This window comes from Lysinibacillus sphaericus (assembly GCF_015844675.1).
Classification (GTDB): Bacteria; Bacillota; Bacilli; order Bacillales_A; family Planococcaceae; genus Lysinibacillus; species Lysinibacillus sphaericus_E.
This window is the reverse complement of the sequence record NZ_LDGC01000037.1, coordinates 15,040-27,455: the sequence shown is the minus strand read 5'-3', so window position 1 is coordinate 27,455 and position 12,416 is coordinate 15,040. Positions and strand designations below refer to the sequence as shown.

Annotated in this window: 23 protein-coding genes; all 23 read left to right on the top strand. The window is 39.9% G+C overall.

Going from position 1 to position 12,416, the window contains the following annotated elements:
- Positions 1-92: 92 nt before the first annotated feature.
- The 23 genes from ABE34_RS11175 to secY all read left to right on the top strand — a co-directional run bounded on the left by ABE34_RS11175 (position 93) and on the right by secY (position 12,362).
- Positions 93-1,409, top strand: a complete 1,317-nt coding sequence (locus tag ABE34_RS11175) for a Na+/H+ antiporter family protein (protein ID WP_197142517.1) — start codon at positions 93-95, stop codon at positions 1,407-1,409.
- Between the two features lie 477 nt (positions 1,410-1,886).
- Positions 1,887-2,195 carry a 30S ribosomal protein S10 gene (rpsJ, locus tag ABE34_RS11170; RefSeq protein WP_004233624.1) on the top strand — a complete coding sequence of 103 codons (309 nt, stop codon included), beginning with the start codon at positions 1,887-1,889 and terminating at the stop codon, positions 2,193-2,195.
- Positions 2,196-2,238: 43 nt separating this feature from the next.
- Positions 2,239-2,868: a 50S ribosomal protein L3 gene (rplC, locus tag ABE34_RS11165; RefSeq protein ID WP_197142515.1), complete on the top strand. Its 630-nt coding sequence runs from the start codon at positions 2,239-2,241 to the stop codon at positions 2,866-2,868.
- A gap of 26 nt (positions 2,869-2,894) precedes the next feature.
- Positions 2,895-3,518 (top strand): 50S ribosomal protein L4, encoded by a 624-nt coding sequence (gene rplD, locus ABE34_RS11160; RefSeq protein WP_197142513.1) that lies wholly within the window; start codon positions 2,895-2,897, stop codon positions 3,516-3,518.
- Complete coding sequence (gene rplW / locus ABE34_RS11155; RefSeq protein WP_004233628.1) at positions 3,518-3,802, top strand: 50S ribosomal protein L23; 285 nt, start codon at positions 3,518-3,520, stop codon at positions 3,800-3,802. The genes rplD and rplW overlap by 1 nt, the downstream gene beginning before the upstream one ends.
- Before the next feature lie 47 nt (positions 3,803-3,849).
- Positions 3,850-4,680: a 50S ribosomal protein L2 gene (gene rplB, locus ABE34_RS11150; protein ID WP_079562364.1), complete on the top strand. Its 831-nt coding sequence runs from the start codon at positions 3,850-3,852 to the stop codon at positions 4,678-4,680.
- A 60-nt stretch (positions 4,681-4,740) separates the two neighbouring features.
- Positions 4,741-5,019, top strand: a complete 279-nt coding sequence (gene rpsS / locus ABE34_RS11145) for a 30S ribosomal protein S19 (RefSeq protein ID WP_049662848.1) — start codon at positions 4,741-4,743, stop codon at positions 5,017-5,019.
- 22 nt (positions 5,020-5,041) lie between these two features.
- Entirely contained in the window at positions 5,042-5,386 is a 345-nt protein-coding gene (gene rplV, locus ABE34_RS11140) for a 50S ribosomal protein L22 (protein ID WP_004233639.1), read from the top strand.
- Between the two features lie 3 nt (positions 5,387-5,389).
- Positions 5,390-6,043 (top strand): 30S ribosomal protein S3, encoded by a 654-nt coding sequence (rpsC, locus tag ABE34_RS11135; RefSeq protein WP_049662850.1) that lies wholly within the window; start codon positions 5,390-5,392, stop codon positions 6,041-6,043.
- A 1-nt stretch (position 6,044) separates the two neighbouring features.
- Positions 6,045-6,479 carry a 50S ribosomal protein L16 gene (gene rplP / locus ABE34_RS11130; protein ID WP_010860599.1) on the top strand — a complete coding sequence of 145 codons (435 nt, stop codon included), beginning with the start codon at positions 6,045-6,047 and terminating at the stop codon, positions 6,477-6,479.
- The gene (gene rpmC, locus ABE34_RS11125; RefSeq protein ID WP_049662852.1) at positions 6,469-6,669 is read left to right on the top strand and encodes a 50S ribosomal protein L29; all 201 of its coding nucleotides are present in this window, start codon (positions 6,469-6,471) and stop codon (positions 6,667-6,669) included. Before rplP ends, rpmC begins: the two co-directional genes overlap by 11 nt.
- An 18-nt stretch (positions 6,670-6,687) precedes the next feature.
- Entirely contained in the window at positions 6,688-6,951 is a 264-nt protein-coding gene (gene rpsQ / locus ABE34_RS11120; protein ID WP_053482810.1) for a 30S ribosomal protein S17, read from the top strand.
- A 43-nt stretch (positions 6,952-6,994) separates the two neighbouring features.
- On the top strand, positions 6,995-7,363 hold the full coding sequence (gene rplN, locus ABE34_RS11115) for a 50S ribosomal protein L14 (protein ID WP_004233650.1): 369 nt from the start codon (positions 6,995-6,997) through the stop codon (positions 7,361-7,363).
- Positions 7,364-7,398: 35 nt separating this feature from the next.
- Positions 7,399-7,707 (top strand): 50S ribosomal protein L24, encoded by a 309-nt coding sequence (gene rplX, locus ABE34_RS11110; protein ID WP_197142511.1) that lies wholly within the window; start codon positions 7,399-7,401, stop codon positions 7,705-7,707.
- Positions 7,708-7,734: 27 nt separating this feature from the next.
- On the top strand, positions 7,735-8,274 hold the full coding sequence (gene rplE, locus ABE34_RS11105) for a 50S ribosomal protein L5 (protein WP_079562362.1): 540 nt from the start codon (positions 7,735-7,737) through the stop codon (positions 8,272-8,274).
- A gap of 21 nt (positions 8,275-8,295) precedes the next feature.
- On the top strand, positions 8,296-8,481 hold the full coding sequence (locus tag ABE34_RS11100) for a type Z 30S ribosomal protein S14 (protein WP_004233656.1): 186 nt from the start codon (positions 8,296-8,298) through the stop codon (positions 8,479-8,481).
- Between the two features lie 29 nt (positions 8,482-8,510).
- Positions 8,511-8,909: a 30S ribosomal protein S8 gene (gene rpsH / locus ABE34_RS11095; RefSeq protein WP_008181717.1), complete on the top strand. Its 399-nt coding sequence runs from the start codon at positions 8,511-8,513 to the stop codon at positions 8,907-8,909.
- Between the two features lie 30 nt (positions 8,910-8,939).
- Positions 8,940-9,479: a 50S ribosomal protein L6 gene (gene rplF / locus ABE34_RS11090; protein ID WP_197142509.1), complete on the top strand. Its 540-nt coding sequence runs from the start codon at positions 8,940-8,942 to the stop codon at positions 9,477-9,479.
- A 32-nt stretch (positions 9,480-9,511) separates the two neighbouring features.
- On the top strand, positions 9,512-9,871 hold the full coding sequence (gene rplR / locus ABE34_RS11085) for a 50S ribosomal protein L18 (RefSeq protein WP_075807301.1): 360 nt from the start codon (positions 9,512-9,514) through the stop codon (positions 9,869-9,871).
- A gap of 21 nt (positions 9,872-9,892) precedes the next feature.
- Positions 9,893-10,396 carry a 30S ribosomal protein S5 gene (rpsE, locus tag ABE34_RS11080; RefSeq protein WP_053482806.1) on the top strand — a complete coding sequence of 168 codons (504 nt, stop codon included), beginning with the start codon at positions 9,893-9,895 and terminating at the stop codon, positions 10,394-10,396.
- Between the two features lie 13 nt (positions 10,397-10,409).
- Positions 10,410-10,592 carry a 50S ribosomal protein L30 gene (gene rpmD, locus ABE34_RS11075; RefSeq protein WP_049662869.1) on the top strand — a complete coding sequence of 61 codons (183 nt, stop codon included), beginning with the start codon at positions 10,410-10,412 and terminating at the stop codon, positions 10,590-10,592.
- Between the two features lie 34 nt (positions 10,593-10,626).
- Positions 10,627-11,067, top strand: a complete 441-nt coding sequence (rplO, locus tag ABE34_RS11070; protein WP_079562360.1) for a 50S ribosomal protein L15 — start codon at positions 10,627-10,629, stop codon at positions 11,065-11,067.
- Positions 11,067-12,362 carry a preprotein translocase subunit SecY gene (gene secY, locus ABE34_RS11065; RefSeq protein ID WP_197142507.1) on the top strand — a complete coding sequence of 432 codons (1,296 nt, stop codon included), beginning with the start codon at positions 11,067-11,069 and terminating at the stop codon, positions 12,360-12,362. The genes rplO and secY overlap by 1 nt, the downstream gene beginning before the upstream one ends.
- Positions 12,363-12,416: the final 54 nt, after the last annotated feature.

The window sequence follows — 12,416 nt, the reverse complement described above, 5'->3', positions numbered from 1 at the left end:
TATAGGGGCATAAAAATATCTTGACTTTCAATTATTAGACGATTAAAGTTTAATGTATTAGTAATCTAGTGTACGAAAGTGTGGTGTTTGAAATGAACGCAGTAATTGTGGCGGTGGCCGTCATGTTAATATTAAGCTTGCTTCGTATCAATGTTGTTCTTTCTCTTGTATTGGGCGCCTTCGCAGGAGGTCTAACAAGCGGCATGGGTATTGAAGCGACTGTACAATCATTTACAGAAGGATTAGGAGCAGGTGCAACGATCGCTTTAAGTTATGGGTTGCTTGGTGGGTTCGCTATTGCCATTTCTAAAACAGGAATTCCTGAATTAATGATTGCAGGGATTTTAAACATATTAAATAAAAATGGTACAAGTAATCGAAAAGGTTTAGTAAAGGTTTTAATTTTCCTACTGATCTTTATGATGTCTATTTTCTCACAAAACTTAATTCCAATTCATATAGCCTTTATCCCATTATTGATCCCTCCGATTTTAAAGGTTTTAAATATGCTAGAGGTTGACCGACGAATAATCGCTACATTAATTGCTGTTGGTTTAATAGGGACGTATAGTTTCGTACCTGCAGGCTTCGGAGCTATTTTCCAAGATATCGTTTCTACTCAAGTAACCGAGGCAGGTATGGAAGCAACATCGCGTGATGTACCAGTAGCGATGGCTATACCGGTTCTAGGGATGTTAATTGGATTATGTGTAGCCTTTTTCGTATATAGAAAACCTCGACAATATCAAAATAAAGATGTTGATACAGAGTCTTTAAATGTTCATGTCAGTAAGTTCGTTATTTTTTCTACGACTGTGGCTTTAATTGTCTCTCTATGTGCACAAATTTATACTGATTCGATGATTGTAGGCGCCTTTGCAGGAATTATGATGATGTATTTTACTGGTGCACTTAAATGGAAAGAGGCTGATGAAATTCTTTCTGAGGGAATGAAGATGATGGCCTTTATAGGATTTGTGATGATCGCTGCAAATGGTTTTGCATCTGTTATTAACGCCACGGGTCATGTAGATAGCTTAATCTCTAGCTCGCTAACAATTCTTCAAGGAAATAAGAGTCTAGCTATATTGATAATGTTGGTCATTGGTTTAATAGTGACGATGGGGATTGGTTCTTCCTTTGCGACAGTACCTATTATTGCAACTTTATTTGTTCCGCTTGCACAAGGGTTAGGAATGAGTCCTTTGGCGATTATATGCCTTATAGGTACTGCAGGTGCTTTAGGTGATGCAGGATCTCCTGCTTCAGATTCTACTCTTGGACCAACTGCAGGTTTAAATGTAGATGGACAGCATAATCACATTTGGGATACATGTGTACCAACGTTTATTTTTATAAACATTCCACTCATTATTTTTGGCTGGGTTGCATGTGTGTTTTTTTTATAAGTAATAGAAAGAGCAGTTTCTAACTATTAGAAGCTGCTTTTTTATTGTCTTTATGAAATTATAGATTGTTAATGGTGACATAACTAAGTGCATCGTTTCCGTTAAAGATATAGTGCATCATCTACAAATTGAGTTCACCAGTGCTTTAGGAACTCGTTCTTGCAGTCGGCTATTGTTTGAAATATTCGAAAACGTTGATATAACAACCTTATGTGTTGCAAAGTGCATGAGAATTTTATATACTAGTAAACGGTTCAGAGGAACGTGAAATATTAGTAGTAAGAATATCAACAACATTTAAAAGAATTTAGCGAAAAGACTTGCTTATTCTTTTTTTATTGGGTATAATGTTGAATGTTGGTCTTTGACTGCGATGAAACGAGAGGTTGCCGACACACCCGGCCGCTTTGCCATGGCGGTGTGACGGAAAATTTTCGTGGAGAATGTCTAGAAAATAGGCGAGAAGGAGGGAAAATAATGGCAAAACAAAAGATTCGTATTCGTTTAAAAGCGTATGATCACCGTATTTTAGATCAGTCTGCTGAAAAAATTGTGGAAACTGCAAAACGTTCAGGTGCAAGTGTATCAGGTCCGATTCCACTTCCAACTGAGAAGTCTGTGTACACGATTCTTCGTGCCGTTCACAAGTACAAAGATTCTCGTGAACAATTCGAAATGCGTACGCATAAACGTCTGATCGATATCGTTAACCCAACACCACAAACTGTTGACGCGTTAATGAAACTTGATTTACCATCTGGCGTTGATATCGAAATCAAACTTTAATGGTAAAAATATAACTTTTTAAAACTTACAGGAGGTGTGACAAATGGCTAAAGGAATCTTAGGTAGAAAAATTGGTATGACACAAGTTTTTGCTGAAAACGGCGATTTAATCCCGGTTACAGTTATCGAAGCTACTCCAAACGTAGTTCTTCAAAAGAAAACTGCTGATACAGATGGCTACGAAGCTATCCAAGTTGGTTTCGAAGACAAGCGCGTAAAGCTTTCTAACAAACCAGAACAAGGTCACGTAGCAAAAGCGAACACTGCTCCTAAGCGCTTCATTCGTGAATTCCGCAACGTGAACGTTGAAGAATACGAAGTTGGTCAAGAAGTCAAAGTAGAAATTTTCGCAGAAGGCGATGTAATTGATGTAACAGGTGTTACTAAAGGTAAAGGTTTCCAAGGTGTAATTAAACGCCATGGTCAATCTCGTGGTCCTATGGCCCACGGTTCTCGTTACCACCGTCGTCCTGGTTCAATGGGTCCAGTTGCTCCGAACCGCGTATTCAAACAAAAGAAATTACCTGGTCAAATGGGTGGCACAGTAGTTACAATCCAAAACTTAGAAATCGTGAAAGTTGATGCGGAACGTAACTTACTACTTGTTAAAGGTAATGTTCCTGGTTCTAAAAAAGCTCTAGTTACAGTTAAAACTGCAATTAAAGCTAAGTAATCACCTAAGGAAAGGAGGAAACAGGAATGACAAAAGTATCTGTACTTAGTCAAACAGGTGCTTCAGTTGGTGAAATCGAATTAAACGATGCGATCTTCGGAATCGAGCCAAATGAAGCAGTATTATTCGACGCTGTAGTTGCACAACGTGCTTCTCTACGTCAAGGTAATCACAAGGTTAAAAACCGTTCTGAAGTTGCTGGTGGTGGTCGTAAACCATGGCGTCAAAAAGGAACTGGTCGTGCTCGTCAAGGTTCTATCCGTTCTCCACAATGGCGCGGTGGTGGTATCGTATTCGGTCCAACTCCACGTAGCTATTCTTACAAATTACCTAAAAAAGTTCGCCGCTTAGCTCTTAAATCAGCTTTATCAGCTAAAGTAGTAGAACAGAACTTCTTAGTTCTTGATGCTCTTTCATTAGCAGCACCAAAAACAAAAGAATTCACAAAAATCCTTAAAGATCTTTCTTTAGAGAAAAAATCTTTATTCGTAACTGCTGACCTAGATGAAAACGTAGCATTATCTGCTCGTAACATCCCTGGTGTAACAGTGTTAACTGCAAATGGAATCAACGTTCTTGATCTATTAGGTCATGAAAAAGTTGTATTCACTAAGTCTGCAGTAGAAAAAGTTGAGGAGGTGCTTGGATAATGGAAGCACGTGATATTTTAAAACGTCCAGTCATTACTGAGCGTTCTTCAGAACTTATGGCAGAGAAAAAGTATACTTTCGAAGTAGACACTCGCGCTAACAAAACTCAAGTAAAAGACGCTGTAGAAGAAATCTTTGGTGTAAAAGTTGAGAAAGTAAACGTTCTTAACTACAAAGGTAAATTCAAACGCGTTGGCCGCTACGGTGGTTACACTAACAAACGTCGTAAAGCGATTGTTAAATTAACTGCTGATAGCAAAGAAATCGAATTATTCGAAATGTAATCCTTTATGGATTTATGATTTGAACAATCAAGAAGGAGGGAAACACAATGGCGATTAAAAAGTATAAACCTACCTCTAATGGTCGTCGTAATATGACGTCTTTAGACTTTGCGGAAATTACAACTAACAAGCCTGAGAAATCATTGCTTGAACCAACTAAACGCAAAGCTGGTCGTAACAACCAAGGTAAAATCACTGTTCGTCATCATGGCGGTGGACATAAGAAGCAATACCGTGTTATCGATTTCAAACGTGTAAAAGATGGCATTCCGGCTAAAGTTGCTACTATTGAATATGATCCAAACCGTTCTGCGAATATCGCATTAATCAACTACGCTGATGGAGCAAAAGCTTACATCTTAGCACCAAAAGGTCTAGAGGTTGGTCAAACAATCGTATCTGGTCCAGATGCTGATATTAAAGTAGGTAACACATTACCATTAGCAAACATTCCAATGGGTACTACAATCCATAACATCGAGTTAAAACCTGGTAAAGGTGGACAATTAGTACGTTCTGCTGGTACTTCTGCACAAGTACTTGGTCGTGAAGATAAATACGTAATCGTTCGTCTACAATCTGGTGAAGTACGTTTAGTGTTAGCTACTTGCCGCGCTACAATCGGTCAAGTTGGTAACGAACAACACGAACTAGTACACATCGGTAAAGCAGGTCGTAGCCGTTGGTTAGGTAAACGCCCAACAGTTCGTGGTTCTGTAATGAACCCTAACGATCACCCACACGGCGGTGGTGAAGGACGTTCTCCAATCGGACGTAAATCACCAATGACTCCTTGGGGTAAACCAGCACTTGGTTACAAAACTCGCAAGAAGAAAAACAAAACGGATAAATTCATCATCCGTAGTCGTAAAAAATAAAGTGGTTAAACTACGGTTCTATGTGAGAGCCGTGGTGGAATCACGAAGGGAGGTTCCTACATGGGTCGCAGCTTGAAAAAAGGACCTTTTGTTGATGACCACTTAATGAAAAAAGTGGAAGCGCAAGAGGCTTCTGAGAAAAAACAAGTTATCAAAACTTGGTCTCGCCGTTCTACAATTTTCCCGACTTTTATCGGTTTAACGATTGCTGTTTATGATGGACGTAAACACGTTCCTGTATACGTTACTGAAGATATGGTAGGCCACAAACTTGGTGAATTCGCACCAACACGTGCTTACAAAGGTCACGGTGCAGACGACAAGAAAACAAGACGCTAATTTTGAGAGGAGGTAAATCCTAATGACACAAGCTAAAGCTATCGCTCGTACTGTTCGCATTGCTCCTCGTAAAGTCCGTCTAGTTGTAGACTTAATCCGAGGCAAGCAAGTTGGTGAGGCAGTTGCAATTTTACGTCATACTCCAAAAGCGGCGTCTCCAGTCGTTGAAAAAGTATTAAAATCTGCAGTTGCTAACGCTGAGCATAACTACGATCTTGACATCAACTCTTTAGTAGTTTCTGAAGTATTCGTTGATGAAGGTCCAACATTAAAACGTTTCCGTCCACGTGCACAAGGACGTGCAAGCGCAATTAACAAACGCACAAGCCACATTACTCTAGTGGTATCTGAGAAGAAGGAGGGTTAATCCGTGGGTCAAAAAGTACATCCAATAGGACTGCGCGTTGGTATTATTCGTGACTGGGAGTCAAAATGGTACGCTGAAAAAGACTATGCAACTCTACTTCACGAAGACATCAAAGTGCGTAAATATATTGAAACGGCTCTTAAAGACGCTTCTGTTTCTAAAGTAGAAATCGAACGCGCTGCAAACCGTGTAAACATTACAATTCACACTGCGAAACCAGGTATGGTAATCGGTAAAGGTGGTTCTGAAGTTGAGAATCTTCGTAAATACCTTAGCGATTTAACTGGTAAACGTGTACACATCAACATTATCGAAATCAAACGTGCTGATCTTGACGCTCGTCTAGTAGCTGAAAACATCGCTCGTCAATTAGAAAACCGTGTATCATTCCGTCGTGCGCAAAAGCAAGCGATCCAACGCACAATCCGTGCTGGTGCAAAAGGAATTAAAACACAAGTATCTGGTCGTTTAGGTGGCGCTGATATCGCGCGTGCTGAACACTATAGTGAAGGAACTGTTCCACTTCATACTCTACGTGCTGACATCGACTATGCACACGCAGAAGCTGACACTACTTACGGTAAATTAGGCGTTAAAGTATGGATCTACCGTGGTGAAGTTCTTCCTACGAAGAAATCTGTGGAAGGAGGCAAATAATATGTTATTGCCTAAACGCGTAAAATACCGTCGTGAACACCGCGGAAACATGCGTGGCGAAGCGAAAGGCGGTAAAGAAGTATCTTTCGGCGAATGGGGCTTACAAGCTCAAACAGCTAGCTGGATTACTAACCGTCAAATCGAATCTGCACGTATCGCGATGACTCGTTACATGAAACGTGGCGGTAAAGTTTGGATTAAAATCTTCCCACACAAACCTTACACTAAAAAACCTCTAGAAGTCCGCATGGGTTCTGGTAAAGGTTCTCCTGAAGGTTGGGTTGCAGTAGTAAAACCAGGAAAAGTAATGTTCGAAATCGCTGGTGTATCTGAAGAGATCGCACGTGAAGCACTTCGTTTAGCATCACATAAGCTTCCTGTTAAATGTAAGATCGTAAAACGTCAAGAAACTGGTGGTGAATCTAATGAAAGCTAATGAAATCCGTGACCTTGCCACTTCTGAATTAGAATTGAAAGTGAAATCACTGAAAGAAGAGCTTTTCAACCTTCGCTTCCAATTGGCGACTGGTCAATTAGAAAACACAGCTCGTATCCGTGAAGTGCGTAAAGCAATCGCGCGTATGAAAACTGTTATTCGTGAAAGAGAAATCAGTGCAAATAACTGATAAAGGAGGTTTTCAAGTATGACTGAGCGTAATCAACGCAAAGTTTACACGGGCCGCGTTGTTTCAGATAAAATGGACAAAACTATTTCTGTTTTAGTTGAAACTCACAAAAAGCACAAGCTTTATGGTAAACGTGTAAAATACTCTAAAAAGTTTAAGGCTCATGATGAGTTAAACACAGCGAAAATCGGTGATATCGTACGTATCATGGAAACTCGCCCGCTATCAGCTACTAAACGTTTCCGTCTAGTTGAAGTTGTAGAAAAAGCGGTTATTATTTAATAACTATTTCGGAACAACCAATTTCCGAAGGGAGGTAACCTAAGTGATCCAACAAGAAAGTCGTATGAAAGTTGCTGACAACTCAGGTGCACGTGAAGTTCTTACAATTAAAGTGCTTGGTGGCTCTGGCCGTAAAACTGCTAACATCGGTGATATCGTTGTTTGTACAGTTAAGAAAGCAACACCAGGTGGCGTTGTTAAGAAGGGTGACGTTGTTAAAGCTGTTATCGTTCGTACTAAATCAGGCGTACGTCGTAAAGATGGTACGTACATCAAATTTGATGAAAATGCTTGTGTAATTATTCGTGATGATAAATCACCACGCGGAACTCGTATTTTCGGACCTGTTGCACGTGAATTACGTGACAGCAACTTCATGAAAATCGTTTCTCTAGCTCCAGAAGTTCTTTAATTTCATGATAGTGCCAATCAAGGAGGTGCGACAGCATGCATGTAAAAAAAGGTGACAAGGTTAAGGTTATCACTGGTAAGGACAAAGGCAAAGAAGGCGTAGTTCTTGCTTCTTACCCTAAACAAGATCGCGTTCTTGTTGAAGGTGTGAACATCGTGAAAAAACACGTAAAACCTAACCAATTGAATCCACAAGGTGGAATTGTAAGCCAAGAGGCTGCAATTCACGTTTCGAACGTAATGCTAATCGATCCTAAATCTGGCGAGCCGACTCGTGTAGGTTATAAAATCGAAAACGGTAAAAAAGTTCGTGTTGCAAAAAAATCAGGTGCAGTAATCGACTAATTTCTATAAAAGAAGGGAGGTACACAAATGAGCCGCCTAAAAGAAAAATATTTAAATGAAGTTTCAACTGCTCTTATGAGCAAGTTTGGATATAAATCAGTTATGCAATTGCCGAAAGTTGACAAAATCGTTATCAACATGGGTGTTGGTGATGCAGTTCAAAACTCAAAAGCATTAGATGCAGCTGTAGAAGAATTAACAATTATCACTGGTCAAAAACCAGTTGTAACTAAAGCGAAAAAATCGATCGCAGGTTTCCGTCTACGTGAAGGTATGCCTATCGGTGCTAAAGTTACATTACGCGGTGAGCGTATGTATGAATTCTTGGACAAATTAATCTCAATTTCACTACCTCGTGTACGTGACTTCCGTGGTGTTTCTAAAAAAGCATTCGACGGTCGCGGTAACTACACTTTAGGTGTTAAAGAGCAATTAATTTTCCCAGAAATCGATTACGATAAAGTTTCAAAAGTACGCGGTATGGACATCGTGATCGTAACGACAGCGAATTCTGATGAAGAAGCTCGCGAGTTATTGACACAATTCGGTATGCCGTTCCAAAAGTAATTAAACAAGGAGGGCGAAAACGTGGCTAAAAAATCTATGATCGTTAAACAACAACGTAAGCAAAAGTTTAAAGTGCAAGAATATACACGTTGTGAACGCTGTGGCCGTCCACACTCTGTATATCGTAAATTTAAACTTTGCCGTATTTGTTTCCGAGAACTTGCATATAAGGGACAAATTCCTGGCGTGAAAAAAGCCAGCTGGTAATCCCCTAATTTGGGAAGGAGGTAAATGTAATGACAATGACTGATCCGATTGCAGATATGCTTACTCGCATTCGTAATGCGAACATGGTTCGTCACGAGAAGTTAGAAGTACCAGCTTCCAACGTGAAAAAAGAAATCGCTGAAATTTTAAAGCGTGAAGGTTTCGTACGTGACGTAGAATACGTGGAAGACAACAAGCAAGGTATTATCCGTATCTTCTTAAAATACGGTAAAGATAACGAACGCGTTATCACTGGCTTAAAACGTATTTCTAAACCTGGTCTACGAGTATATGCTAAAACAAATGAAGTGCCTAAAGTACTGAACGGTCTTGGTATCGCTTTAGTGTCAACTTCACAAGGTTTATTAACAGATAAAGAAGCTCGCGCTAAACAAGTTGGCGGCGAAGTTCTAGCATACGTTTGGTAATTAGCAATAAATGAATGGAGGTGCAACTAAATGTCTCGTGTAGGTAAAAAAATTATCGAGGTACCAGCTAACGTAACTGTTACTGTTGCAGCTGACAACACAGTTACCGTTAAAGGTCCTAAAGGCGAACTTGTTCGTTCTTTCCACCAAGATATGAAAATTGAGCAAGAAGGTAACGTGATTACTGTATCTCGTCCTTCTGACTCAAAAGAACACCGCACAAACCACGGTACAACACGTGCGCTTTTAGCGAACATGATTACTGGTGTTTCTGCAGGTTTCGAAAAATCATTAGAACTAATCGGTGTCGGTTACCGTGCGCAATTACAAGGTAAAAAACTTGTTCTTAACGTAGGTTATTCACATCCAGTTGAGTTCACACCGGAAGATGGTTTAGAGGTTGAAGTTCCTTCTAACACTAAGATCATCGTTAAAGGTATTAGCAAAGAACGCGTTGGTGCTCTTGCATCTAACATCCGTGACGTGCGTCCACCAGAGCCTTATAAAGGTAAAGGTATCCGTTATGAAGGCGAATATGTTCGTCGTAAAGAAGGTAAAACAGGTAAATAATGCTGCCTAAGCATTAGAAAGGAGTGACCCTTGTGATTACGAAACAAGATAAAAATCAGGTTCGTAAAAAACGTCATGCGCGCGTACGTTCTAAAATTTCGGGTACTGCTGAGCGTCCACGCTTAAACGTATTCCGTTCAAATAAGAACATCTACGCTCAACTTATCGATGACGTAGCAGGCGTAACAATTGTTAGCGCATCTTCTCAAGAAAATGGTTTTGAAGCTGCTGGTAGCAATGTTGATGCTGCAACTAAAGTCGGTGAAACAATCGCAAAACGCGCTACGGAAAAAAATATTACTGCTGTAGTATTTGACCGTGGTGGTTACTTATATCATGGACGTGTAAAAGCTTTAGCTGAAGCTGCACGTGAGAACGGTTTAGAATTTTAATAAAAAGGAGGGACACATTTCATGAGTCGAATTGACGCAAACAAACTTGGAGAACTTGAAGAACGCGTAGTTACTATTAACCGTGTTGCTAAAGTTGTTAAAGGTGGACGTCGCTTCCGCTTCACAGCATTAGTTGTTGTTGGCGATAAAAACGGTCACGTTGGATTCGGTACTGGTAAAGCTCAAGAGGTGCCAGATGCTATCCGTAAAGCTGTTGAAGATGCGAAGAAAAACTTAATCGAAGTGCCACGCGTAGGTGGAACAACTCCACACTTAGTGCAAGGTCGCTTTGGTGCAGGAGAAATCCTAATTAAACCTGCTGCTCCTGGTACAGGGGTTATCGCTGGTGGTCCAGTACGTGCCGTACTAGAACTTGCTGGTATTACTGATATTCTTTCAAAATCTCTTGGAACTAACACACCAATCAATATGGTGCGTGCAACTATTCAAGGTTTAACTGAATTAAAACGCGTAGAGGACGTAGCTAAATTACGTGGTAAATCAGTGGAAGAAATATTAGGATAAGGGGGGAAAGATAATGGCTAACAAATTAGAAATCACCCTTACAAAATCTGTGATTGGTTCAAAACCAGCACAACGCAAAACTATTGAAGCATTAGGTTTACGTAAATTAAACCAAACTGTTGAGAAAGCTGATAATGCAGCTACTCGCGGTATGATTGATGTAGTAGCTCACTTAGTTACTGTAAAAGAAAACTAATTTTTAATTAACGAACAAGGAGGTGCCATCCAATATGAAACTTCATGAGTTAAAACCAGCAGAAGGTTCCCGTAAAGTACGTAACCGCGTAGGTCGCGGTATCGGTTCTGGTAACGGTAAAACTGCAGGTAGAGGTCATAAAGGTCAAAACTCTCGTTCTGGCGGCGGTGTACGCCCAGGATTCGAAGGTGGTCAAAACCCTTTATTCCGTCGTTTACCGAAACGCGGCTTTACTAACATTAACCGTAAAGAGTACGCGATCGTTAATCTTGACACATTAAACCGTTTTGAAGATGGTGCAGAAGTAACAACTGCATTATTACTTGAATCAGGTTTAGTGAGCAATGAAAAAGCTGGAATTAAAGTTCTTGGAAACGGAACTCTTAACAAAAAGCTTACAGTAAAAGCTCATAAATTCTCAGCTTCGGCTAAAGAAGCAATTGAAAATGCCGGCGGAACTACTGAGGTGATTTAATGTTTCAGACGATCTCTAACTTTATGCGTGTTCGAGATATACGAAATAAAATCATTTTTACTCTTTTAATGTTAATCGTTTTCCGTATTGGTACGTTCGTACCAGTACCAAACGTTGACGCAAATGTATTAAAGGCAACTGATGAGTTTAATCTCGTTGGTTTCCTGAATACTTTTGGCGGTGGTGCCTTAAAGAACTTCTCAATCTTCGCGATGGGGATTATGCCTTACATCACTGCTTCAATCATTGTTCAGTTATTGCAAATGGACGTAGTACCGAAATTTGCTGAGTGGGCAAAGCAAGGTGAAGTCGGAAGACGTAAACTTGCACAATTTACTCGTTACTTTACAATTGTTCTTGCCTTTATCCAATCATTCGCAATGTCATTTGGTTTTAATAGAATGTATGGTGGATCTTTGATTAAAGATGAGGGAATTTTAACATATGTTATTATTGCTATTGTATTAACAGCGGGTACAGCATTCCTAGTATGGCTTGCTGATCAAATTACTGCGCATGGTGTTGGTAATGGTATTTCAGTTGTAATTTTCGCAGGTATCGTTGCGGCATTACCGACTGGTATTAACCAAATCTATGCACAGCAAATCGAGGGTGCTGGTGATAAGTTATTTATCAATCTAGTGATTCTTGGTTTACTTGTTTTAGTTTTGCTTGCAGTTGTTGTTGGAGTTATCTATGTGCAACAAGCACTACGTAAAATTCCAATTCAATATGCAAAACGAGTTACTGGACGCAATCAACAAACAGGTTCTCAACAAACACATTTACCATTAAAAGTAAATGCTGCAGGGGTTATTCCGGTAATTTTTGCATCAGCGTTTTTGATGACACCTCGTACGTTAGTTCCGTTCTTGGGTGAAGGTGGCGTAGCAACATTTATTTCTAACACGTTTGATTATACAAAACCTGTTGGAATGATTGTTTACGTTATCTTAATCATCGCCTTCACATATTTCTATGCATTCATACAAGTGAATCCAGAAAATGTGGCAGATAACTTGAAAAAGCAAGGTGCTTACATTCCAGGTATTCGTCCTGGTGAAAGTACTCAAACGTATTTAACAAGCGTGTTATATCGTCTAACATTTGTTGGTGCGATTTTCTTAACTGTTATATCAGTAATGCCGATTATAATCATAAACTTTATGAATCTACCTGCCACAGTGCAGATCGGTGGTACTAGTATAATTATCGTAGTCGGCGTTGCGCTCGAAACGATGAAACAGCTAGAATCTCAACTTGTTAAACGTCACTACAAAGGCTTTATGAAATAATGTTGGTTTTTAGGGAACGTGTCATCGTTTCCTGAAATCAGCAAACCTTTTGTG

Bases quoted from the DNA above. Each gene is read 5' to 3' on its own strand.
- ABE34_RS11175 (WP_197142517.1), top strand. From the start codon at position 93: ATGAACGCAGTAATTGTGGCGGTGGCCGTCATGTTAATATTAAGCTTG.
- rpsJ (WP_004233624.1), top strand. From the start codon at position 1,887: ATGGCAAAACAAAAGATTCGTATTCGTTTAAAAGCGTATGATCACCGT.
- rplC (WP_197142515.1), top strand. From the start codon at position 2,239: ATGGCTAAAGGAATCTTAGGTAGAAAAATTGGTATGACACAAGTTTTT.
- rplD (WP_197142513.1), top strand. From the start codon at position 2,895: ATGACAAAAGTATCTGTACTTAGTCAAACAGGTGCTTCAGTTGGTGAA.
- rplW (WP_004233628.1), top strand. From the start codon at position 3,518: ATGGAAGCACGTGATATTTTAAAACGTCCAGTCATTACTGAGCGTTCT.
- rplB (WP_079562364.1), top strand. From the start codon at position 3,850: ATGGCGATTAAAAAGTATAAACCTACCTCTAATGGTCGTCGTAATATG.
- rpsS (WP_049662848.1), top strand. From the start codon at position 4,741: ATGGGTCGCAGCTTGAAAAAAGGACCTTTTGTTGATGACCACTTAATG.
- rplV (WP_004233639.1), top strand. From the start codon at position 5,042: ATGACACAAGCTAAAGCTATCGCTCGTACTGTTCGCATTGCTCCTCGT.
- rplP (WP_010860599.1), top strand. From the start codon at position 6,045: ATGTTATTGCCTAAACGCGTAAAATACCGTCGTGAACACCGCGGAAAC.
- rpmC (WP_049662852.1), top strand. From the start codon at position 6,469: ATGAAAGCTAATGAAATCCGTGACCTTGCCACTTCTGAATTAGAATTG.
- rpsQ (WP_053482810.1), top strand. From the start codon at position 6,688: ATGACTGAGCGTAATCAACGCAAAGTTTACACGGGCCGCGTTGTTTCA.
- rplX (WP_197142511.1), top strand. From the start codon at position 7,399: ATGCATGTAAAAAAAGGTGACAAGGTTAAGGTTATCACTGGTAAGGAC.
- rplE (WP_079562362.1), top strand. From the start codon at position 7,735: ATGAGCCGCCTAAAAGAAAAATATTTAAATGAAGTTTCAACTGCTCTT.
- rpsH (WP_008181717.1), top strand. From the start codon at position 8,511: ATGACAATGACTGATCCGATTGCAGATATGCTTACTCGCATTCGTAAT.
- rplF (WP_197142509.1), top strand. From the start codon at position 8,940: ATGTCTCGTGTAGGTAAAAAAATTATCGAGGTACCAGCTAACGTAACT.
- rpsE (WP_053482806.1), top strand. From the start codon at position 9,893: ATGAGTCGAATTGACGCAAACAAACTTGGAGAACTTGAAGAACGCGTA.
- rpmD (WP_049662869.1), top strand. From the start codon at position 10,410: ATGGCTAACAAATTAGAAATCACCCTTACAAAATCTGTGATTGGTTCA.
- rplO (WP_079562360.1), top strand. From the start codon at position 10,627: ATGAAACTTCATGAGTTAAAACCAGCAGAAGGTTCCCGTAAAGTACGT.
- secY (WP_197142507.1), top strand. From the start codon at position 11,067: ATGTTTCAGACGATCTCTAACTTTATGCGTGTTCGAGATATACGAAAT.